This window comes from Avibacterium volantium (assembly GCF_900635775.1).
GTDB lineage: Bacteria > Pseudomonadota > Gammaproteobacteria > Enterobacterales > Pasteurellaceae > Avibacterium > Avibacterium volantium.
Map to the genome: position 1 here is coordinate 807,172 of NZ_LR134167.1, position 21,313 is coordinate 828,484.

General features: G+C 42.7%; 17 protein-coding genes and 1 pseudogene. 7 read left to right on the forward strand and 11 right to left on the reverse strand.

Annotated elements, in window-relative coordinates; genetic code table 11:
• Window positions 1-3: 3 nt before the first annotated feature.
• The 3 genes from tatB to hemB all read left to right on the forward strand — a co-directional run bounded on the left by tatB (window position 4) and on the right by hemB (window position 2,466).
• On the forward strand, window positions 4-570 hold the full coding sequence (gene tatB, locus ELZ61_RS04010) for a Sec-independent protein translocase protein TatB (RefSeq protein WP_126371624.1): 567 nt from the start codon (window positions 4-6) through the stop codon (window positions 568-570).
• Between the two features lie 9 nt (window positions 571-579).
• Complete coding sequence (tatC, locus tag ELZ61_RS04015; protein WP_126371626.1) at window positions 580-1,365, forward strand: Sec-independent protein translocase subunit TatC; 786 nt, start codon at window positions 580-582, stop codon at window positions 1,363-1,365.
• Window positions 1,366-1,443: 78 nt separating this feature from the next.
• Complete coding sequence (gene hemB, locus ELZ61_RS04020) at window positions 1,444-2,466, forward strand: porphobilinogen synthase (RefSeq protein WP_126373579.1); 1,023 nt, start codon at window positions 1,444-1,446, stop codon at window positions 2,464-2,466.
• A 152-nt stretch (window positions 2,467-2,618) separates the two neighbouring features.
• Here the strand turns inward: hemB and hmpA are convergent, their stop codons facing one another.
• Entirely contained in the window at window positions 2,619-3,818 is a 1,200-nt protein-coding gene (hmpA, locus tag ELZ61_RS04025) for an NO-inducible flavohemoprotein (RefSeq protein ID WP_126371627.1), read from the reverse strand.
• A 138-nt stretch (window positions 3,819-3,956) separates the two neighbouring features.
• Between hmpA and ELZ61_RS04030 the strand changes: the two genes are divergently transcribed.
• On the forward strand, window positions 3,957-4,385 hold the full coding sequence (locus tag ELZ61_RS04030) for an RrF2 family transcriptional regulator (protein WP_126371629.1): 429 nt from the start codon (window positions 3,957-3,959) through the stop codon (window positions 4,383-4,385).
• Between the two features lie 120 nt (window positions 4,386-4,505).
• On the opposite strand, the gene glyS is transcribed toward ELZ61_RS04030, so the two are convergent.
• The 5 genes from glyS to ELZ61_RS04055 all read right to left on the reverse strand — a co-directional run bounded on the left by glyS (window position 4,506) and on the right by ELZ61_RS04055 (window position 12,643).
• Window positions 4,506-6,569 carry a glycine--tRNA ligase subunit beta gene (gene glyS, locus ELZ61_RS04035; RefSeq protein WP_126371631.1) on the reverse strand — a complete coding sequence of 688 codons (2,064 nt, stop codon included), beginning with the start codon at window positions 6,567-6,569 and terminating at the stop codon, window positions 4,506-4,508.
• Window positions 6,570-7,141: 572 nt separating this feature from the next.
• The gene (locus tag ELZ61_RS04040; RefSeq protein ID WP_126371633.1) at window positions 7,142-7,525 is read right to left on the reverse strand and encodes an endonuclease domain-containing protein; all 384 of its coding nucleotides are present in this window, start codon (window positions 7,523-7,525) and stop codon (window positions 7,142-7,144) included.
• A gap of 5 nt (window positions 7,526-7,530) precedes the next feature.
• Window positions 7,531-7,797, reverse strand: a complete 267-nt coding sequence (locus ELZ61_RS04045) for a hypothetical protein (RefSeq protein ID WP_126373581.1) — start codon at window positions 7,795-7,797, stop codon at window positions 7,531-7,533.
• Between the two features lie 29 nt (window positions 7,798-7,826).
• The gene (gene glyQ, locus ELZ61_RS04050; RefSeq protein ID WP_126371635.1) at window positions 7,827-8,735 is read right to left on the reverse strand and encodes a glycine--tRNA ligase subunit alpha; all 909 of its coding nucleotides are present in this window, start codon (window positions 8,733-8,735) and stop codon (window positions 7,827-7,829) included.
• A gap of 281 nt (window positions 8,736-9,016) precedes the next feature.
• Entirely contained in the window at window positions 9,017-12,643 is a 3,627-nt protein-coding gene (locus ELZ61_RS04055) for a YadA-like family protein (RefSeq protein WP_126371637.1), read from the reverse strand.
• An 82-nt stretch (window positions 12,644-12,725) separates the two neighbouring features.
• Between ELZ61_RS04055 and ELZ61_RS04060 the strand changes: the two are divergent.
• A pseudogene (locus ELZ61_RS04060) lies at window positions 12,726-13,377 on the forward strand (IS1595 family transposase).
• A gap of 150 nt (window positions 13,378-13,527) precedes the next feature.
• Window positions 13,528-13,878, forward strand: coding sequence for a helix-turn-helix domain-containing protein (locus ELZ61_RS04065; RefSeq protein ID WP_126371639.1), 351 nt, complete (start codon window positions 13,528-13,530; stop codon window positions 13,876-13,878).
• A 46-nt stretch (window positions 13,879-13,924) separates the two neighbouring features.
• Here ELZ61_RS04065 and tldD read toward each other — a convergent pair whose 3' ends face one another.
• The 4 genes from tldD to rng all read right to left on the reverse strand — a co-directional run bounded on the left by tldD (window position 13,925) and on the right by rng (window position 17,741).
• Window positions 13,925-15,373 carry a metalloprotease TldD gene (tldD, locus tag ELZ61_RS04070; RefSeq protein WP_126371641.1) on the reverse strand — a complete coding sequence of 483 codons (1,449 nt, stop codon included), beginning with the start codon at window positions 15,371-15,373 and terminating at the stop codon, window positions 13,925-13,927.
• A gap of 70 nt (window positions 15,374-15,443) precedes the next feature.
• Window positions 15,444-15,797, reverse strand: a complete 354-nt coding sequence (locus tag ELZ61_RS04075) for a type II toxin-antitoxin system PemK/MazF family toxin (protein ID WP_126371643.1) — start codon at window positions 15,795-15,797, stop codon at window positions 15,444-15,446.
• A gap of 1 nt (window position 15,798) precedes the next feature.
• A complete protein-coding gene (locus tag ELZ61_RS04080; RefSeq protein WP_126371645.1) occupies window positions 15,799-16,071 on the reverse strand; it encodes an AbrB/MazE/SpoVT family DNA-binding domain-containing protein in 273 nt (90 codons plus the stop codon).
• Between the two features lie 194 nt (window positions 16,072-16,265).
• Window positions 16,266-17,741: a ribonuclease G gene (gene rng, locus ELZ61_RS04085; protein WP_115249249.1), complete on the reverse strand. Its 1,476-nt coding sequence runs from the start codon at window positions 17,739-17,741 to the stop codon at window positions 16,266-16,268.
• 133 nt (window positions 17,742-17,874) lie between these two features.
• Between rng and cmoB the strand changes: the two genes are divergently transcribed.
• Window positions 17,875-18,840 (forward strand): tRNA 5-methoxyuridine(34)/uridine 5-oxyacetic acid(34) synthase CmoB, encoded by a 966-nt coding sequence (cmoB, locus tag ELZ61_RS04090; RefSeq protein ID WP_126371647.1) that lies wholly within the window; start codon window positions 17,875-17,877, stop codon window positions 18,838-18,840.
• Between the two features lie 81 nt (window positions 18,841-18,921).
• Here the strand turns inward: cmoB and ELZ61_RS04095 are convergent, their stop codons facing one another.
• Window positions 18,922-21,192 carry an NADP-dependent malic enzyme gene (locus ELZ61_RS04095; RefSeq protein WP_126371649.1) on the reverse strand — a complete coding sequence of 757 codons (2,271 nt, stop codon included), beginning with the start codon at window positions 21,190-21,192 and terminating at the stop codon, window positions 18,922-18,924.
• Between the last annotated feature and the right edge of the window lie 121 nt (window positions 21,193-21,313).

Here is a 21,313-nt window from a genome sequence, read left to right on the forward strand (position 1 = left end):
TCCGTGTTTGATATTGGTTTTTCTGAATTACTGTTAATTTCTATTGTGGGCTTAGTGGTGCTAGGCCCTAAACGCTTGCCCGTGGCGATTCGTACCGTGATGGGTTGGGTTCGCACCATTCGTGGTTTAGCAGCGAATGTACAAAATGAATTAAGCCAAGAATTAAAATTGCAGGAATTACAGGAAAGCATCAAAAAAGCCGAACATCTTAATTTACAGCAACTTTCTCCTGAATTGAGCCAAACAGTGGAAGAATTAAAGGCTTCTGCGGAAAAAATTAAAGCCAATTTAGAAGAAAAAGCGGCAAGCACGCAAACGTCCTTTGAGCATCAAGTGCAAGAATTAAAAAGTGCGGTGCAAAATTCTGAACAAATTTCTCCGCAAGAAACCGCACATCACGACAGCACTCAAAGTGATAAATCAGCAGAAAACGCACTTTCCCCTGCGGATATGGCAGAGCTTGCCGAGCAAGATGAATCTCAATTGGAGCTGACCAGTGCGTACTATCCTGAAGATGATACTCTTGCTGATGTTGCCCCTTCAACAAAATCCCAATCAGAAAAAGCATAAAGGCATTTTATGACTGTTGAAGAAACCCAACCTTTAATTAGCCATTTACTTGAACTGCGTGATCGTCTGTTGCGTTGCGTGTTCGTGGTGGCGGTGGTCTTTTTAGGCTTGGTTTATTTTGCCAACGATATTTATAATTTTGTTGCCTCGCCATTACTCAGCGTAATGCCGTCAGGGGCGAGTATGATCGCAACTAATATCGCGACGCCTTTCTTTACCCCATTGAAATTAACGGGTGTTGTTGCGGTGTTTATTTCTGTGCCATTCTTACTTTACCAAGTGTGGGCATTTATCGCACCAGCACTGTATCAGCACGAAAAACGCTTAATTTATCCGCTGTTATTTTCTAGTACTGTGCTGTTTTATTTAGGCGTGGCGTTCGCCTATTATGTGGTGTTTCCACTCGTGTTTGGTTTTCTCACCAAAACCGCACCAGAAGGCGTTGCCATTGCCACGGATATTAGTAGCTACTTAGATTTCGTTCTCACCTTATTTCTTGCATTTGGCGTGTGTTTTGAAGTGCCTGTGGCGATTATTTTGCTCTGCTGGTCTGGCGTTACCACTATTGACGATTTGAAGAAAAAACGCCCTTACATCATCGTTGCCGCCTTTGTGGTGGGAATGTTGCTTACACCGCCAGATATTTTTTCACAAACCTTGCTTGCCATTCCAATGTGTCTATTGTTTGAAGTAGGGTTATTATTTGCGCGTTTTTATCGCCCGAAAGAAGATAATGACGATACGGGCAACGACACCGACAGCAGTGAGAATGAAGCACAACAACACAAAGAATAATTTCTTTCCAACCAGTTTTAGGGCGAACCAATGTGTTCGCCCGTTATACTTATAACGAAAAGATTTTGGAGAATAATGATGACTCAACAAATTTTCACAGGCTTTCCTGCACGCCGTTTACGCCGTATGCGTAAGCACGATTTCAGCCGCCGCTTAATGGCAGAAAACAAGCTCACGGCAGATGATTTAATTTATCCAGTGTTTATTATTGAAGGTGAAAATTATCGCGAACCTGTGCCGTCAATGCCTAAAGTGGAGCGTTTAACCTTAGATCAGCTACTTATTGAAGCAGGGTCATTAGTGAAATATGGCGTGCCTGTAATCGCCTTGTTCCCTGTAATTGATCAAAGTAAAAAATCTCTAATGGCGGAAGAAGCCTACAATCCTAACGGCTTGGTGCAACGTGCGGTGAAAGCGTTGAAATCTCATTATCCTGAGCTAGGGGTTTTAACCGATGTGGCGTTAGATCCTTACACCGTACACGGTCAAGACGGCATTATTGATGATGACGGCTATGTGCTAAACGACATCACCACGGAAGTGCTGGTGAAACAAGCCCTCTCCCACGCCGAAGCAGGTGCTGATATTGTTGCGCCAAGCGATATGATGGACGGCAGAATTGGCAAAATTCGCACCGCACTTGAAGACAGCGGTTTTATCAACACGCAAATTATGGCGTATTCCGCCAAATATGCCTCGAATTATTATGGCCCATTCCGCGACGCAGTGGGATCTTCAAGCAATTTGAAAGGCGGCGATAAGAAAACCTACCAGCTCGATCCAGCCAATAGCGATGAAGGCTTGCAAGAAGTGGCATTGGACATTCAAGAAGGTGCGGATATGGTGATGGTGAAACCGGGAATGCCTTATTTAGATATGGTGTACCGCGTGAAACAACACTTTGGCGTGCCAACTTTTGCTTACCAAGTATCAGGGGAATACGCAATGCATATGGCAGCGATTCAAAATGGCTGGCTGAAAGAAAAAGAATGTATTATGGAAAGCCTGTTGTGCTTTAAACGCGCAGGGGCAGACGGCATTCTCACCTATTTTGCCAAACAGGTGGCAGAGTGGATTTACTTAGAAAATCAAGGTAAATAGAAAGATAAGTAAACAAAAACTTACCATAAAAACACCGCACTTTATTTTGTTATAAACAGAAAGAGCGGTGTTTTTTTAGCTACTTTTTAATCACCAGAAAACAAGGCGGAATATCTCTATTCCGCCCTGTTTCTGGTATTGAAGTGAAAACATTAATCTAACTTAACGCCACCTGTATTAAATGCCTCAAGATGAATTTGCTCTGCTGGCACACCTAAATCTACTAAAGATTTATACTGCGCTTGCATAAATGCCATTGGGCCACATAGGTAGTAATCCGCGTCTTTCGGTAAAAGTGCGGTTGGAATTTGGCTTAAATCTAAACGCCCTGTGGCGTCTGCTTGCGCATCTTCCACTTCATAAACGGTAAAGGTGCTAACATTTGGATATTGCGCTTTTACCCCATCAACGTGCGCTTTCATTGCGTGTACATCGGCATTACGACAAGCGTGGATAAAGCTCACCGGCGAAGGTACATTTTGCTCTACTAACTGGTTAAGCATTGCAATCATCGGAGTTAAGCCCACGCCACCACTGATAAACACATTTGGTTTTTGGCTATCAATTAAGAAGAAGTTGCCTGTTGGCGCAGTGGCTTCAATTTCATCACCCTCATTTAACCCGTGCAAGGTGGTAGAAACCCAGCCGCCTGCTAGCTCACCTTTTGGATCTTCACGTTTAACTGAAATGCGTAAATAGTCTGATTTTGGATTATCAGAAAGGGTATATTGACGCGGCTGTTTTAAGCCTAATTCTGGAACGAAAACACGCACCGAGATATATTGCCCTGCTTTATAAGTTGGCAAATCACCGCCATCAACAGGCTGCAAATAGAAAGAGGTAATTTCACTGCTTTCTTCCACTTTCTTGGCAATTTTGAATTTACGCCAGCCTAACCAGCTACCTTTAGTTTGCTGATGTTCGTCATAAATGGCTTTTTCTGTGCTAATCAAAATATCCGCTAATTGATTGTAGGCAGCAGTCCACGCCTCAATTAATGGATCGTCCATTGAAATTTGCAATACTTCACTAATCGAATGAAGTAAGTTATTGCCCACAATGGCATAATCCGGTGCTTGAATATCAAGGCTGACGTGTTTATGCACCATTAATTCAACTGCTGGCAATAGCACGGCTGGATTTTCAATATTTTCCGCATAAGCTAATACCGCATTCGCTAAAGAACGCGCTTGCGCACCGCTGCGTTGGTGTCCAAGGTTAAACACTTGTTTTAATTCAGGATGATTGGTGAGCATTCTGTTATAAAAATAAGAAGTGAGCGCAACACCATTTTCGCGTAGCACTGGCACTGTGGCTTTCACTAATTCAATTTGATTTGCTGTTAATGACATAGAAAGTCCTTTTGGGTTATTAAAGATATATTTAAAATACATTTTTAATACTAGGCTGACAAGCAATTATTTATCAATAATCCATAATCTAGCGAGAAGTGGTGAAATAGACTACAATACACCACCCAAGGAGTTGCAATGCAAATTAATAAATTTACTGATTATGGTTTTCGTGTGCTGATCTATCTTGCGCGTCAGCAGGAATGCACGCACACAATCGCCAGCCTTGCCAAGCAGCTTCACCTTTCACAAAATCATCTGGTCAAAATCGTCCATTTTATGGCGAAACAACAATGGCTGATTACCAGTCGCGGTAAAGGCGGCGGTATTCGTTTGGCGGAAAGCACATTAGATTTGCCTTTAGGCGAGATGCTACGCACCTTTCAAGGCAATGAGCCGTTGGTAAACTGCGTTTCACCTAAATGCGGATTACAAGCACAATGCCAATTAAAGCATTTGTTGGACAATGCCCTTGAGCAGTTTTACCAAAATCTTAACCAATACCCATTGCGAAAAGTCATTAGTAATCATTCACAAGACAGGATTAATTTTATTTCTTATCTGTAATTTCAATAAGATATAGAAAATGTTGTGCATAGCTTATTTAAAGTGCGGTGCTTTTTTCAGAAAAATTTACAAAAAAAGCCCCGCACTTTGTAGAACGGGGCTAAGGTTTAAAAAGAGAAACTATTGCAATAAGGAAATATCCGCCACTTGTAAGAATAATCCTTGCAAGGTTTTCAGAATGGCTAAGCGATTTTGACGAAGTTGTGGATCTTCCGCGTTCACCATCACTTTCTCAAAGAAATTGTCCACCGGTTGGCGTAAGTTGGCGAGTTTATCCAACACTGCCACATAATCGCCTTTGGCAATCAGCGGCTGTACTTCACTTTGTAGCGCTAGCACACTTTCCGCCAAGGCTTTTTCTTCAGGCTCGACACAACGATCTAAATGGATCTCGCCAATCTCACCTTCTGCTTTGGCTAAAATATTGCTTACACGCTTATTCGCAGCGGCTAAGGCTTCTGCTGCGTCAAGGGTACGGAAATGTGCCACTGCACGCACTCGTGCATCAAAATCAGCTGGGCGAGTAGGACGGCGTGCCAGCACCGCTTGAATGACATCTACCGCAATGCCTTCTTCTTGATACCACGCACGGAAGCGCCCGAGCATAAAGTCCACCACGTCATTCACCACATTGCTATTGGTGAGCTTGTCGGCGAAAAGTGCGGTGCTTTCTTGCACCAATTTTTCTAAATCCAGCGGCAGTTTTTTCTCCACAATAATCCGCAACACGCCCAACGCCGCACGGCGTAAAGCGAACGGGTCTTTGTCCCCTTTCGGGTGCTGACCGATGCCGAAAATTCCCGTTAGGGTATCCAATTTATCTGCCAATGCCACCGAACAAGCAACCAATGAATGTGGCAATTCATCGCCCGAAAAACGTGGCATATATTGCTCATTCAATGCCACCGCCACTTCTTCATCTTCCCCATCGTGGCGTGCATAGTGCATACCCATCACGCCTTGCGTATCAGTGAATTCAAACACCATATTGGTCATTAAATCACATTTTGATAACAAGCCTGCGCGCTCTGCTTTCGCCACGTCCGCACCAATTTGGGCGGCAATTTCGCCACTGAGTTTTTCGATACGCTCCGTTTTATCAAATAACGTGCCGAGTTGTTGCTGGAATAACACAGTTTTGAGGCGTGGCAAGTTGTCTTCTAAACGCTGTTTTAAATCGGTTTTGAAGAAAAATTCTGCGTCCGTTAAACGTGGACGCACCACTTTTTCGTTTCCTTCAATAATCGCCGTTGGATCTTGCGGATTGATGTTCGACACGAAAATAAAGTGCGGTAATAATTTTCCGTTTTTATCGTAAATCGGGAAATATTTTTGGTCGCCTTTCATTGTGTAAACTAAGGCTTCCGCAGGCACAGCAAGGAAACGCTCTTCAAATTTTGCAGTTAGCACATTTGGAAACTCCACCAACGCAGTAACTTCATCAAGCAGACTTTCTTCAATATCAGCCACACCACCAAGTGCGGTGGCTTTTTGTTGAGAATTTTCCAAAATAATCGCTTTACGGCGTTCAAAATCCGCGATCACGCTGCCTTTTTGCTCTAAAATGGCAGGATATTGATCGGCATTGTCAATGGTAAATTCTTGTTCGCCTAAGAAACGGTGTCCACGAATCGTTCTACCACTCGCCACGCCAAGAATGTCGCCCTCAATCAGCTCATTGCCAAACAGCAACGTTACCGTATGCACAGGGCGGACGAATTGCTCGCTTTTATCGCCCCAACGCATTGTTTTTGGAATTGGCAATTTCGCAAGGGCATTGCTGATAATACCTAGCAGAAGATTTTTGGTCGGTTGCCCCTCAATCACCGCACGATGAACCAGCCATTCGCCTTTATCGGTAACTAAACGCTCCGCCTGATCCACGCTAATGCCACAGCCTCTCGCCCAGCCCTCTGCCGCTTTGGTTGGCTTGCCTTCCGCATCAAACGCCGCCGCAACCGCAGGCCCACGTTTTTCCACTTCTTTGCTTGGCTGCGCTTCCGCCAGTCCCAACACTTTCACCGCTAAACGGCGTGGGGTGGCAAACCATTCTACTTTTTCAAATGCTAAACCAGCTTGGTTTAATTCATTTTCTACATTCTCCGCAAACGCGGTTGCTAATTTTTTGAGTGCCTTTGGAGGCAACTCTTCAGTGCCGATCTCGGCGAGGAAGTTTTTTGTCATTTTGGTTTTCTCTTTTAAAATATATCTGGTATGGGACAAATCTCCCCTAACCCCTCTTTACTAAAGAGGGGGACCTTCTTTAGTAAAGAAAAGTTGCGGGCTATTCCATATTTTTAATATTGTATTTTTAAAGCTCAATCCTCGTTATTTTAACTACCTAGTCCCTCTCTTTAGTAAAGAGGGGCTAGGGGGAATTTGTCAATTTAATTATCCTTACAACTACAAACAATCAACTTCTCTTTTTAATAAAGAAAGGGATTTTCCTTTAGTAAGAAAGAGTTGCGGGCTATTCTATATTTTTCAATATTGTATTTTCCAAGCTCCATTCTCATTATTCTAACTCCCAGTTCCCCCTCTTTAGTAAAGAGGGGCTAGGGGAGATTTGTCAATTTCATTATCCTCACAACTACAAATAATCAACTTCTCTTTTTAATAAAGAAAGGGATTTTCCTTTAGTAAGAAAGAGTTGCGGGCTATTCTATATTTTTCAATATTGTATTTTCCAAGTTCCATTCCCATCATTCTAACTACCCAGTCCCCCTCTTTAGTAAAGAGGGGTTAGGGGAGATTTGTCAATCCTCATAGCCTCTAAGGGATATTTGTACTTGTTCTAAAAATAGATAGATCTGTTCTACAACACCCTCAATCTCATAATAAATCTCATCATTATTAAACCGCATCACGGTAAAGCCTAACGATCTCAATTCATCATCTCGTAGCTGATCTTTTTCTTGGTATTCCGGCTCATAATGATGACTACCATCTAGTTCAATAACCAGTTTTGCTTTTGCACAATAAAAATCAACAATATAATTTAACAAAGGCTTTTGGCGATTAAATCGAAACCCTAATAATTGATCTCGATTAATCCTTTGCCATAATTTACGTTCAGCATCCGTCTGATCTAAACGCAATTTCTGTGAAAGCTCTTTTAAGTTTTTAGAATAAGGTTGCATTCTATTTACTTAGCAAAAACCTCAACCAATCCCTCAACATCCAACACAACGTTATCGTTATCCAACAACAACGCAGGAACCCCAATCGCCCCACGCGCTTTCACCGCTTCGAACTCTGCACGGCTATCACGCAAAGCGAGGAAGCGCTTGAGATTGCCTAATGATGATTGAATTTCTACTGGCTCATATTGCACGCCTAATTCTTGCAAGCGAGCTACAAAAGGCGCGGTATCAGGGCAGGTTTCGGCGAAAAATAAAACGGGTTTATCCATCATAAAAATTCCTAAATTTTTGACCGCACCTATTTTTTACACCCAGGGAAACCCAATGCTTCACGGCTGGCGTAATAGGCTTCCGCGACACCTTTGGTTAAGGCGCGGATACGCAGAATGTAGCGTTGGCGTTCGGTTACGGAGATGGCTTTTCGTGCATCGAGCAAGTTAAAGCTGTGTGCGGCTTTTAAAATGCGTTCGTAGGCAGGCAATGGCAATGCTTTTTCTAGGGCTAATAGCTCTTGTGCTTCTTTTTCATATTGCTCAAAGGCTTTGAATAAGAAATCAATATCAGCGTATTCAAAGTTGTACGTGGATTGCTCTACTTCGTTTTGGTGGAACACATCGCCATAGGTGGTTTTGCCGAGAGGGCCGTCTGACCAAACTAAGTCATACACGCTATCCACGCCTTGAATATACATCGCCAAGCGTTCCAAGCCGTAAGTGACTTCACCTGTAACAGGTTTACATTCTAAGCCGCCCACTTGTTGGAAATAGGTAAATTGGGTCACTTCCATACCATTTAGCCACACTTCCCAGCCTAAGCCCCACGCGCCAAGGGTTGGGTTTTCCCAGTTGTCTTCCACAAAACGAATATCGTGTTGTGTTGGGTCGAAGCCGAGCATTTTTAATGAGCCAAGATAAAGCTCTTGAATGTTGTCAGGGGAAGGCTTGATCACAACTTGGAATTGATAATAATGCTGCAAGCGGTTTGGGTTTTCGCCATAACGACCATCAGTTGGACGGCGTGAAGGTTGCACATAGGCGAATGCCATCGGCTCTGGCCCAATTGCACGCAATGCCGTCATTGGGTGGGACGTGCCTGCCCCCACTTCCATATCAAAAGGTTGCACAATAGTACAGCCTTGCTCTGCCCAATAAGCCTGTAAGGCAAGGATCATTCCTTGGAAAGTTTTTACATTAAATTTTGTATCCATAAGTGTTCTGTTTTCATAAGTTAAAGAAATGCGGTCATTATACTGGATAATAGGGAATTATCCCAGTGCTGCGTAAGGCTTATGTGATGATCACAATACAAATTTAGGATAAGGAAAATCAGCAGAGATAAGAGCTAACAAAGGAAAGAAAATCGCATCTATCATTTGGAGTCAAATGATAAAAAAATAAGCCCCGCAATATGCAGGGCTTAAAATTTTGAAAAATCCAACCGCACTTTAGAAATTAAGTAAAATCAAAGTGCGGTGGTATTTTTTGGCAATTACCATTGATAACCGACAGAACCACCCACAATGTAATTGTTGCGAGTATTTGCCGATGCACCAACTTTAATCACCCATTTCTCATTGTCAGATACACGAGAAACCCCTAATGCAACTGCTGATTCGTTGCGGTAAGTTGTACCACCAACAGAAACCATTGATTTACCTGGTCTAGTTGGTTGAGGCAACATACCTAACGCAGCAGCTCCAGCAATACCCGCACGGAGTTTTTTGTCCATACGTTTCATATCGCCAGCAACTTTATTCACTTTGTTGTCAAGGTGATTCGCAACATTGCTAAGCTGTGCAACGTTCACTGCATCTGTAGGATCTTTGCCCGGTGCAACATTAGTAATTCTATTACCGCCGTTGTTTAAGCCATTTTGCGTTAAGCTCACAGCTTTATCACCGGTGCCGATAGTTACACCATCGTTATTCACAACGGTGTTACCGGCAGTTACGCTATCAACTTTAAGGTTTTTGTTCAACGCAACTTTAACGCCAGATGAAGTAACAGAGGTGGTAATGTTTTCATCACCATTAACGGCGACTGTATCACCTAATTGACGGTTAAGTGTTTTGCCGTCATCTGCAGTAAAGTTCAAGCCTTTGTTGATCGCCGCAGTGTTGTTTGCAATGTTCGCAGCATTTTTCGCTACGTTTTGGTTAGTTTCGTGTAATTGACTACCGTTCACTGCATCAGTGCTATTTGCATTTACATCACCTGCTGCAACGCCAGTTACTTTCTTGTTACCTGCGTTAATTCCAGTATCTTTGTTAATGCTTACACCGCCAACATTGACATTATCAAAACTTACATCTTTCTTAGTCGCAACAGTATAAATAGTTTGACCATTACCACCAGTTTTTGAAGTTACTTTGATATTGTCACCCGCTTCAACTTCTGTTTTCGCTGCTTTCGCGGCTTGTTGAACAGTGTAAAGCTGACTACCGTTTACTGCATCTTTGCTTGTCGCACTAATGTCCCCATCAGCAACGCCTGTTACTTTCTTATCACCTGCATTGATGCCATTAGTTGAGATATTCACATCTCCCACTTTCAAGCCATCTTTGGTGAGTGCAACGTTATCGCCAACTTTAACACCGTCTTTATTCAGTAAGGTATCGCCAGCTTTTACGCTATTTACATTAAGATCATCTGCAGTCGCCACTGTAATTTTTCCAGCTGCTTGGGTAACTTTAATGTTCTTACCTGCATCAATGGTAACCGTTTCACCAGGGTTCACTAATTCATTCGTTGTTCCCTCAACTTCTCCCCCACTCTGACTTGTGGTTAAAGTAAAGCCTGAAGCATTAATTGCATTTGCTACATTTGCTGCGGTAATGAGTGCATCGGTATTCGCTGGTGTCTCAATGCTGCCATTCGCGTTAGCTGCTAAAGCAGAAGTGGTAACACCAATTTGATATTCAATACCACCGCCTGCATTTGTGTTGCTACCATCTACGGTAATTGACGCAGTACCTACCACAGTATTATGTTTTGCTGCATTACCCGCTACTTCATCTAATTGTGATTTATTCACCGCATCAGTAGGATTTTCGCCAGCTGCAACATTTGTGATTCTATTACCACCTGCGTTAATACCGCCTTTCGTGATGCTTGGACCGCCAGTAATTGTTAAGCCATTACCATTAACATTGGTATCACCCATTGTAACGCTACCGTTTTCACCCAAATCTAAGGTTTTCGCAAGTTCGATTTGTAACTTACCACCCTCAACTTTAGTGCTGATATTTTTATCTGCACCCCTCACTTCAACAGTGTTATTTAAGGTGTTTGTTACTGTCTTACCGTTTTGTCCTTTCAAACCAAAGGTTGCGCTATCCACTTTCTCTTTCGCATCAACACCTTTTTTGATGTCTTCTTTGGTTTTATCGCTTAATGCAACTTTGTAGTCCGTGATGTTACTTGCTTTATTCGTTTCACTGTCCGTCGTTAAAGCTAAATCATCGGAAACACTCACTGTTGTGCCTTTCGCATTTACGGTGTAAACGGTACGTCCATCTGTCGTATCTGTTGAAGTGGCTACGTTAGCAATATTTGTACCAGCTTGCACTTTAGAGTTTGCTGCTTTAATAGCGTCATTAATAGTGTTTTGACCTGTGCCGCCAATATTCGACATTGTAATATTGCCAGTCGCAGGAGCTAATTTCGCATCGCCACCTAAAATATTTTTCATAGTAGTTGCCACATTACCAACCGTATTCGCTACCATATAAAGTTGCGAACCGTTAATAGCGTTTGTTGAAGTGGCGGTAACTTGCCCAGCAGCCACATTTTTGATTTGGCGTTGTTTACCTTCTTCTGTTGTGCCGACAGAAACAACACGGCTAGTTCCAATTTTATCGCCCGCAAAACCTGAGTAAGTAATGCCATTGACTTTTGCACTTGAGGTTTTAACTGCGTCGCCGGCCGTGTTGCTTCCTTCCCCTAACGCCACAGAACCTGCGAGAGTTGCTTGTGCTAAGCGTCCAATGGCAACAGAATTACCACCTTTAGCAATAGTTTCTGAACCAACCGCAATATTATCTGAGGTAGCTAGTGCTGTATCTGCAGTAAATTTATTCGCATTTTCCCCAATCGCAATATTTCTATGTGCTGCAATATTTCTATCTGCTTGAGCTTTTGAGCCGATATATTGACCAGCGTTCTTGCCCAATGCCACATTCGAATTACCTGTTACATTTTGACCAGACCAGTAACCTAATGCAATATTTTGACTTCCTTTAACATATTGCCCTGCTTTGATAACCCCAGAGAAGTTATCTGCCCCCTCAACATTATTACCGGCTAGCACACCAAACGCATAGTTGGTATTCCCGTTAACTTCCACCCCTGCATATCGACCAATAGCCACGTTTTCAGTACCAGAAGTTGCTCTTGCACCTGCACCGTTACCAATCGCAATACCATGGGTATTCGTTGCATTGCCACCACCACCTGCCTTGATTCCAATCGCAATCATATAGTCAGCATCCGCTGTGGCCTCTGGCCCAATTGCAACAGAGCTTATTCCCGTTGCTTTAGATTTGAAACCACTTGCCACTGCGTTATAAGCCGCTTTTGCTGCCGCACCAATGGCAACATTATCTGCACGTTTTTGTGCGGCAAGGGAATTTGGTAAACCAGTTGTATCCGCTTGAGCACCCGCACCAATTGCCACAGCATTGCGACCTGTGGCATTTGCACCTGCACCTAATGCTACTGCTGCAGAGGCAACTTCTCGTTGAACATTAGCATTATTAATTGGTTGAGTATTTGTTGTTGTACCATCTGCGACTGCACCTGAACCCATTGCCACATCAGCGCGTGAGACCGCTGCTGCATTACTCCCTGCAGCTACACTTTCATTACCACTCGCGCTGGCGCGCACGCCAGCAGCTACACTTTTAGCACCACTCGCTATGGCGTCCACGCCACAAGCAATCGAATTAGTCCCCGTAGAGGAAACGCAAATCGGATCAGCCGCCAATGCTTCTCCCCCGACTAAAAACAGCGCCAAGGTTGTTGCTAACGCATTTAGTTTAAAATTGAAAATGGATTGAAAAAATGATTTTGAGCTTTGAGCTTTTGTGTGTCCTTTAGCTAATTCTGAGGTTACCACCCAGTTTTGTTGTGCGTGGTTCCAAATAATACGGAATATTTTAGGAGCTGTAGTAGATTAGCAACAATGCTATACTACAAAAATGAAGATAACATATTGTAAATTAAAGAAATCTATACAGAAAAAACTGCTGGAGTTTTTTATCGCAGAAGTTACTGCAAGAACGGCAGCAAATTTGCTAGATATTCAACCTAATACAGCCGCTTTGTTCTACCATAAAATCAGGCTTGTGATTGACTATCATTTATCCCTTGAAGCTAACGAGATTTTTGAGGGGGAAATTGAACTAGACGAAAGCTATTTTGGTGGTCATCGAAAGGGAAAACGAGGACGAGGAGCGGCTGGAAAAGTTGCTGTTTTTGGGTTACTAAAACGACAAGGAAAGGTATTTACTGTTGTGGTTGAAAACACCAAGAGTAAAACATTACTCCCTGTTAAAAGAAAAATCAAGCCTGATAGCTGGGTTTATACGGACACTTATCGCAGTTATGATGCTCTTGATGTGAGTGAATTTCACCACGAACGAATCAATCATTCCGAGCTATTTGCGGTGAAACAAAATCATATTAATGGCATTGAAAATTTTTGGAATCAGGCGAAGCGGATACTGCGAAAATATAATGGAATTAACCGAAAAAAACTTTCCCTTATTCTTGAAGGAATGTGAATTTCGGTTTAACTTTGGGACACCAAAAGAGCAGTTAAAAATATTGCGAAAATGGTGTGAAATTTAGGGCTAATCTACTACAGCCCCAAAATTTTTTTATTTTTTGTAAATTATTTTTTGCTCTAAAATTAGACTTTTAACATCTAGTATAAGTATATTGTGCTATTTATGAATAGAAGTCAATATCTATTATTTCTCTCTTTTAAGGGAGAAAATAATGCTGGATAAGAATAAGCAGCTACTACTCAATGTAGGACAAGCCATAGCAAAATACCGCCAAGCAGTAGGATTGACTCAAGCGCAGTTGGCAGAAATTTTGGAAATTAGTAATGATGCTGTTTCTCGAATGGAACGTGGGAAATCCGTACCAAATATTTTACGTTTATTAGAATTATCTGAAATATTTCACTGTGAAATTGCAGATTTATTAACAAATAGTAGTAATCGTTCTATGGATCAAGCCAGGCAATTAGAACAGTTATTAAAAGGATTAGATGGCTATGAACGCGCTGAACTACTTAATTTAGTAGAGCGAATGTTGAAATGGAAAGCGCATAAAGAAGAATAAAAAAATAACCTCTAAAAATAGAGGCTAATTACTTTGAAAAATATGACTAACTCGTCCCACCCACCGTAATTTCTTCAATTTTTAATGCGGGCTGCCCAACACCAACGGGGACGCTTTGGCCTTCTTTGCCGCATACGCCGATGCCGTGGTCGATTTCTACGCTGTCGGCCACCATTGAGATGTTTTGCATCACTTCAATGCCGCTGCCGATAAGGGTTGCGCCTTTGACTGGTTTGGTGATTTTGCCATTTTCGATTAAATAGGCTTCAGAGGTTGAGAATACGAATTTGCCTGAAGTAATGTCCACTTGACCGCCACCAAAGTGCGGTGCAAAAATGCCACGATCTACGGAAGCAATCAAATCGTCAAATTTGCTTTTTCCTTCAAGCATATAAGTATTGGTCATTCTTGGCATTGGCAAATGGGCATAACTTTCACGGCGGCCATTGCCCGTAGGTGCAACGCCCATCAAGCGCGCATTCATTTTGTCTTGCATATAGCCTTGTAAAATACCATCTTTAATCAATACGTTACATTGGCTTGGCACGCCTTCATCATCAATGGTGAGCGAGCCGCGGCGATTTGGCAATGTGCCGTCATCAACAATGGTGCAAAGCGGTGAAGTTACCAGCTCGCCCACTTTGCCCGTAAATAAGGAACTTTCTTTACGATTGAAATCCCCTTCTAAGCCGTGTCCGACCGCTTCGTGCAATAGCACGCCCGGCCAGCCCGCACCAAGCACAACAGGCATTAATCCAGCAGGTGCTGGAATCGCATTAAGATTCACCAAAGCTTGTCGCACCGCTTCTTTGGCAAACGCCACTGCGCGCATTTCGCCGTTGTCTATATCAAAGAACCAATCTAATCCAAAGCGTCCGCCGCAGCCTGCCCCACCACGCTCACGCTTGCCATCTTCTTCCACCAAAACAGAAATAGACAAACGCACTAAAGGACGAATATCCGCGGCTAATGTGCCATCAGTGGCAGCAATCAGCACTTCTTCATAAATAGCACTTAAACTGGCGGATACTTTGGTTACACGGGGATCAGCCGAACGCGCAGTGCGATCCACCAAATGTAATAATTCAATTTTCTTTTCTTTACTTAGGCTTTCCAATGGATTAATCGCTACATAGCGTTGCACCGCAGAAACAGGCATAAATCGCTGTGGCAAAATAAAGCTTTGCTGTGAAGGCTGGGCAATGCCTTTTACCGCATTGGCACATTGCTGTAAGCTCGCCAAGTTGATTTGATCCGCATAAGCAAAACCAGTTTTCTCACCACTCACCGCACGCACGCCCACGCCACGATCAATATGAAAACCGCCTTCTTTAATAATACCGTCTTCTAACACCCAACTTTCATCTTGGCTAAGCTGGAAATATAAATCCGCATAATCGATATTGCGGTGATCCATTAGGTTAAACACATTCATTAAATCTTGCGTTGCCAACTGACTCGGCGCAAGTAGGGATTGGGTTACTTTATTTAGCATTGTTTTCTCGTTTTAATCATCATTAAAAATAAAAAAGCTGTTAGTCAAGCTAACAGCTTAAACCATAATGTTAATCTCTGAGTATGGATTCCACAATATCTTGAACTTCTGACACAATATAATCTGGTGCAGATTCTAATTTCTTCGCATCTCGATTTCTAAAATCAATGGTTCTTGTTTGATAAGCTAGAATAATACCTTGCGTTTTACAGCCTGTACCGATTAAGGTAACAGCAAAGCCATTTTCTCTTGCCATTTCAGCGTTACCTTGTGTAATCGGCGCAATTTTCATAAAACCCAATTGATGAAAAGCACGACTACTCAGCACTAACGCAGGTCTACGTTCTCCTTGAATTTCCTTGCCAACAGTCGGATTTAAACACACCGAGATAATATCACCACGATCAAAGGGCGATTTTACCATATTAAACTTCGCCTCCCACAGGTTCAATGGAATCCCATTCATCGCAAGTAGGCAACGTTTTATGCGATGTCATTGCGATACGTTCCGCAAGGCTCAATCTTTTTTTCTTAACTTTGCTTGGATTGGGTAGCACAACAACCTTGATGGTTTGTTCATCAACTTGCGCAAATTCCAACATATCTCCCGCGTTTAAATTCATTGCAGCAGCAAAATCCTTTGGCAAACGCACGGCTTTGCTATTTCCCCACTGTTTGATTTCAACTTTGATGTTCATTGCTTTACTCACTTTCACAAAACAGTTATGTATCATCAAATGATACGCCAATAATTTACGCTAATTTCTCAAGTCGTGCAAGAAAGGAATGCTGATTCCGCAGGGCTTATCGCAAAAAATTCGTAAAAAAAGACCGCACTTTGATCAGCCTTAATCTATCTTGCAAACAAAGTGCGGTGCTTTCTGGTGAAGTTTTACATTACTACCACGTCAAACTGTTCTTGGTGGTAATACACTTCGGTTTTTATTTGAATTTGTTTACCAACGAATACTTCTAGTTCTGCTACAAGTCCGTGGCTTTCTTCGTTGATCAAATAATCCGCCACGGCTCTTGAAGCATACACCACAAATTTTTCGCTGTCGAAAAGGTGGTGTACGCGAATAATTTCACGCATAATTTCGTAGCAAATGGTTTCTACGGTTTTCACCCGTCCACGTCCGCTACATTCTGGGCATTCATCACATAAAACGTGTTCTAAACTTTCACGGGTGCGTTTGCGTGTCATTTCCACCAAACCGAGCTGAGTAAAGCCGTTCACACTGGTTTTTACACGATCTTTTGCCAGTGCTTCTTGTAAGGATTCCAGCACGCGGGTTTGATGCTCTTCTTTTTGCATATCAATAAAATCAATGATGATAATACCGCCAAGATTGCGTAACTGAAGCTGTTGAGCGATGGCTTTGGTGGCTTCAATATTGGTATTGAAAATGGTTTCTTCAAGGTTACGATGCCCCACGAATGCGCCGGTATTAATGTCAATAGTGGTCATTGCTTCCGTTTGTTCGATAATAAGATAACCGCCCGATTTGAGATTAACACGCTTGTCCAAAGCAGTATGAATAGCATTTTCCACACCATAGACATCAAACAAGGGCTGCTTGCCTGAATGCAACATTAACTTGTCCGTCAAACTTGGGATAAATTCTTCGGTGAATTGCTTCACTTCATCAAAGCAAAGATGGGAATCAATGCGGATTTTTTCTAAATCGACCCCAATAAAATCACGCAAAATACGCTGCGGAAGTGCAAGTTCTCCATAAAGCATTGAACGTGTTGGGTATTTTGCGCGGCGCTCCATTACCTTGCGCCATAAGCGTTTTAAAAATTCGGCATCTTGTAATAAATCTTCTTCTCGCGCCCCTTCCGCCGCAGTACGAATAATAAAGCCGCCTAATTCATCGCAAAATGGCAATACCAGATCTTTTAAGCGCGCACGTTCTTCTTCGCTTTCAATCCGTTGCGACACGCCAACGTGGCTATTTTCTGGCATAAACACGAGATAGCGAGAAGGCAGCGTAATGTCCGTGGTTAGCCTTGCGCCTTTCGTGCCAAGGGGATCTTTCACCACTTGCACCACTATATCTTGCCCTTCGCGCACAAGCTCCGCAATGTCTTTGACGATGAACTGTTTTTTCTCGTTCTCATCTACACATTCTGTGTGCGAAACAATATCAGAAGCGTGTAAAAATGCTGCTTTTTCCAAGCCAATATCCACAAAAGCCGATTGCATTCCGGGCAGCACGCGCGTTACTCGCCCTTTATAAATATTACCAACAATGCCACGTTTGGCTTGGCGTTCGATATGCACTTCTTTCAAAATCCCCGTATCCACAAGGGCGATGCGGGTTTCACTTGGCGTTACATTAACTAATAATTCTACGGTTTCCATATTAATCTTATTTACTTATTTTTCTGCTAGCTAGTCTAGCGAAAAGGGAAATAGAATAACAGTACCAAATCAGGTAAAATATGACCTTTCTCAAATTTTAACCATTTCTTTTGGAATGTTCAGTTTATAAATTATGATCGATTTTCGTCCTTTTTATCAACAAATTGCAACCAGCCCGCTTTCTGCTTGGCTCGAAACCTTACCCGCTCAACTTAAGCAGTGGGAAAAGCAAACCCACAGTGATTACGCCAAATGGGCAAAAATTGTAGATTTTCTGCCTGATTTGCACGCCAACCAGATTAATTTAAAAAGTGCAGTGCAATCTGAGAGCGATTTTGAACTCAGCGCAGGCGAGCGTCAGCGCATTATTTATCATCTCAAACAATTGATGCCTTGGCGCAAAGGGCCTTATCATCTTTATGGCATTCATATTGATTGTGAATGGCGTTCTGATTTCAAATGGGATCGCGTGCTGCCACACCTTGCCCCACTCAACGATCGCGTAATTTTAGATGTGGGCTGCGGCAGTGGTTATCATATGTGGCGAATGGCGGGCGAAGGGGCAAAAATGGTAGTCGGCATCGATCCTACTGAATTATTTTTATGCCAATTTGAAGCGGTACGTAAATTACTAAATAATGACCGCCGTGCCAATTTAATTCCCCTTGGCATTGAGCAAATGCAACCTTTAGGTGTGTTTGATACTGTGTTTTCAATGGGTGTGTTATATCATCGCAAATCGCCTTTTGAACATTTTGCACAATTGAAAAATCAGCTAAGAGCTGGCGGTGAATTGGTGCTTGAAACCTTAGTTATTGATGGCGATGAAAACACCGTGCTTGTGCCGCAAGATCGCTACGCCAAAATGAAAAATGTGTATTTTATCCCTTCCGTCAAGGCCTTGATTTTATGGCTAGAAAAAAGCGGATTCCACAATGTGCGCTGTGTAGATGTGGCAGTAACCAGCCTTGAAGAACAACGTAAAACCGAATGGCTAGAAAATGAGAGCTTGATTGATTTTCTTGATCCAAACGATCACAGCAAAACCATTGAAGGCTATCCTGCACCAAAAAGAGCGGTGATTTTGGCAAATAAATAATTAGAAAAAACACCGCACTTTTCCAGTTATAAATAAAAATGGGGGCAAAATTATCTGCCCCCATTTCATTTATCCTTGTATTTACACTTCTTGTTGCGCTTTCACTGCGGCAACTGCCACCATATTGATAATACGGCGAACGGACGAGGCAGAGGTTAAAATATGGGCAGTTTTATTTACCCCCATTAAGATTGGTCCAATGGTGATTGGCGTTGCCGTGCCTTGTAGCAGGTTTAGGCTGATGCGTGCCGCCTCCATTGTTGGCATAATTAGCAAGTTTGCTGCGCCTTTTAACGGGCTATCTGGCATCACTTCGTTGCGTAAACTTTCGGAAAGGGCAATGTCGCAGTGCATTTCACCATCAATGATTAATTCTGGCGCTTTTTCACGCACAAGTTTTAACACTTCACGCATTTTTACTGCATTTTCATCATTGAAACTACCATAGTTAGAATGAGAAACCAGTGCCACTTGTGGCTCGATACCAAAACGGCGAACTTCTGCGGCAGACATTAAGGTAATTTCCGCTAATTCTTCTGCCGTTGGATTTGGATTAACGAACGTATCGGCGATAAACAAGTTGCCCGTTGGTAACACCAAACCATTTACAGTAGCGGGAATTGCGCCTGCTTTCACACCAGTGAAATCTTTGATTGCGCCTAAGTGAGAAGCATAAGGCCCAACCAATCCGCAGAGCATTGCATCGGCTTTGCCAAGTTCTAATAACACTGTGCCAAGTGCGGTCGGATTATGCAACATTTTACGTTTTGCGCCTGATGGCGTCATTCCTTGGCGTTTTAACTTGTCGTGATAACGTTGCCAGCATTCGTCATAGTAAGGATTGTTTTCGATGTCGATAATGTCAAAATCACGCCCTATTTCAAGATGCAAGCCAAGTTTTTTGATTTTTTCTTCAATGATGTGCGTACGTCCTAGCAACACAGGTTGCGCAATGCCTAAGGTGGCAATTTCTTGCACGGCGTGAAGCACGCGCGTTTCTTCGCCATCTGTTAGTAAGACACGTTTTTTGTCTTGTTTCGCTTGGGCGAACACTGGTTTCATAAATAAATTCGTTTTGTAAACGAATTGAGTGAGTTTTTCTAAATAGGCATCAAAATCTTCAATTGGACGAGTTGCCACGCCGCTATCCATCGCCGCTTTCGCAACCGCTGGGGCAATTTTCACAATAAGACGCGGATCGAATGGTTTTGGAATTAAGTAATCTGGTCCAAAAGAAATTTCCGCGCCACCATAGGCGGAAGTAACCACTTCGCTTTGCTCTGCCAAGGCGAGATCCGCAATGGCGTACACCGCAGCTAATTTCATTTCTTCATTAATGGTGGTGGCGCTCACATCTAATGCACCACGGAAAATGAATGGGAAACAAAGCACGTTATTTACTTGATTCGGGTAGTCTGAACGGCCTGTACAAACAATTGCATCAGGGCGAACTTCTTTGGCAAGTGGCGGTAAAATTTCAGGTTCTGGGTTAGCCAAGGCAAGAATAAGCGGATCTCTTGCCATAGTTTTAACCATTTCTTGGGTTAATGCCCCTGCGGCGGAACAGCCAAGGAAAATATCACAATTCGGCATTGCATCTGCCAAGGTACGCGTGCCGTTATCTTCAATGGCGTAAAGCTTTTTGGTTTCGTCCATTCGTTCATCACGGCCTTTGAAAATCACGCCTTTGGAATCACACACGGTGATGTGTTCTTTTTTCATTCCAAGAGAAACCAACAAGTTCAAGCAAGCAATAGACGCTGCGCCTGCGCCCGATGCCACTAATTTTACGTCTTCAATTTTTTTATTCACAATGCGTAAACCGTTGATCACTGCAGCGGCTGAAATAATGGCTGTGCCGTGCTGATCATCGTGGAATACGGGAATATTCATTCGCTCACGCAATTTTTGTTCAATGTAAAAACACTCTGGGGCTTTGATGTCTTCAAGATTAATACCGCCGAAAGTTGGTTCAAGTGCGGCGATAATTTCTACTAATTTATCAGGATCTTTTTCATCAATTTCAATATCAAACACATCTACGCCAGCGAACTTTTTAAATAGCACGCCTTTCCCTTCCATTACGGGTTTGCCTGCTAAGGCGCCGATATTACCTAAGCCTAGCACCGCGGTTCCATTAGAAATTACCGCAACAAGATTGCCGCGAGCCGTGTATTTATAAGCATTGGCAGGATCTTTTTCAATTTCTAAACAAGGCTCTGCTACTCCCGGTGAATAAGCTAAAGCAAGATCACGCTGTGTGGCGAGAGATTTGGTTGGGGTAACTTCAATTTTTCCCGGCTTTGGAAATTCGTGGAAATCAAGCGCCGCTTGGCGTAATTGTGCGTCCATAAAACAGTCCTTATAACAATTTGAAAAGGTTGTGAGAATAATTCTACGCCCTATTATAGGCGAAAAAATCAGAAAATCTGTGATTTACAACACATTATTTACAATTCATTCACAAAATCAA

Excerpts from the sequence above, each read along its gene's own strand:
- cmoB (WP_126371647.1), top strand. The coding sequence starts at position 17,875 with ATGATCGATTTTCGTCCTTTTTATCAACAAATTGCAACCAGCCCGCTT.
- ELZ61_RS04080 (WP_126371645.1), bottom strand. The coding sequence starts at position 16,071 with ATGAACATCAAAGTTGAAATCAAACAGTGGGGAAATAGCAAAGCCGTG.
- tldD (WP_126371641.1), bottom strand. The coding sequence starts at position 15,373 with ATGCTAAATAAAGTAACCCAATCCCTACTTGCGCCGAGTCAGTTGGCA.
- rng (WP_115249249.1), bottom strand. The coding sequence starts at position 17,741 with ATGGAAACCGTAGAATTATTAGTTAATGTAACGCCAAGTGAAACCCGC.
- ELZ61_RS04030 (WP_126371629.1), top strand. The coding sequence starts at position 3,957 with ATGCAAATTAATAAATTTACTGATTATGGTTTTCGTGTGCTGATCTAT.
- hemB (WP_126373579.1), top strand. The coding sequence starts at position 1,444 with ATGACTCAACAAATTTTCACAGGCTTTCCTGCACGCCGTTTACGCCGT.
- ELZ61_RS04095 (WP_126371649.1), bottom strand. The coding sequence starts at position 21,192 with ATGGACGCACAATTACGCCAAGCGGCGCTTGATTTCCACGAATTTCCA.
- hmpA (WP_126371627.1), bottom strand. The coding sequence starts at position 3,818 with ATGTCATTAACAGCAAATCAAATTGAATTAGTGAAAGCCACAGTGCCA.
- tatC (WP_126371626.1), top strand. The coding sequence starts at position 580 with ATGACTGTTGAAGAAACCCAACCTTTAATTAGCCATTTACTTGAACTG.
- ELZ61_RS04045 (WP_126373581.1), bottom strand. The coding sequence starts at position 7,797 with ATGGATAAACCCGTTTTATTTTTCGCCGAAACCTGCCCTGATACCGCG.
- ELZ61_RS04040 (WP_126371633.1), bottom strand. The coding sequence starts at position 7,525 with ATGCAACCTTATTCTAAAAACTTAAAAGAGCTTTCACAGAAATTGCGT.
- ELZ61_RS04075 (WP_126371643.1), bottom strand. The coding sequence starts at position 15,797 with ATGGTAAAATCGCCCTTTGATCGTGGTGATATTATCTCGGTGTGTTTA.
- glyS (WP_126371631.1), bottom strand. The coding sequence starts at position 6,569 with ATGACAAAAAACTTCCTCGCCGAGATCGGCACTGAAGAGTTGCCTCCA.
- glyQ (WP_126371635.1), bottom strand. The coding sequence starts at position 8,735 with ATGGATACAAAATTTAATGTAAAAACTTTCCAAGGAATGATCCTTGCC.
- ELZ61_RS04065 (WP_126371639.1), top strand. The coding sequence starts at position 13,528 with ATGCTGGATAAGAATAAGCAGCTACTACTCAATGTAGGACAAGCCATA.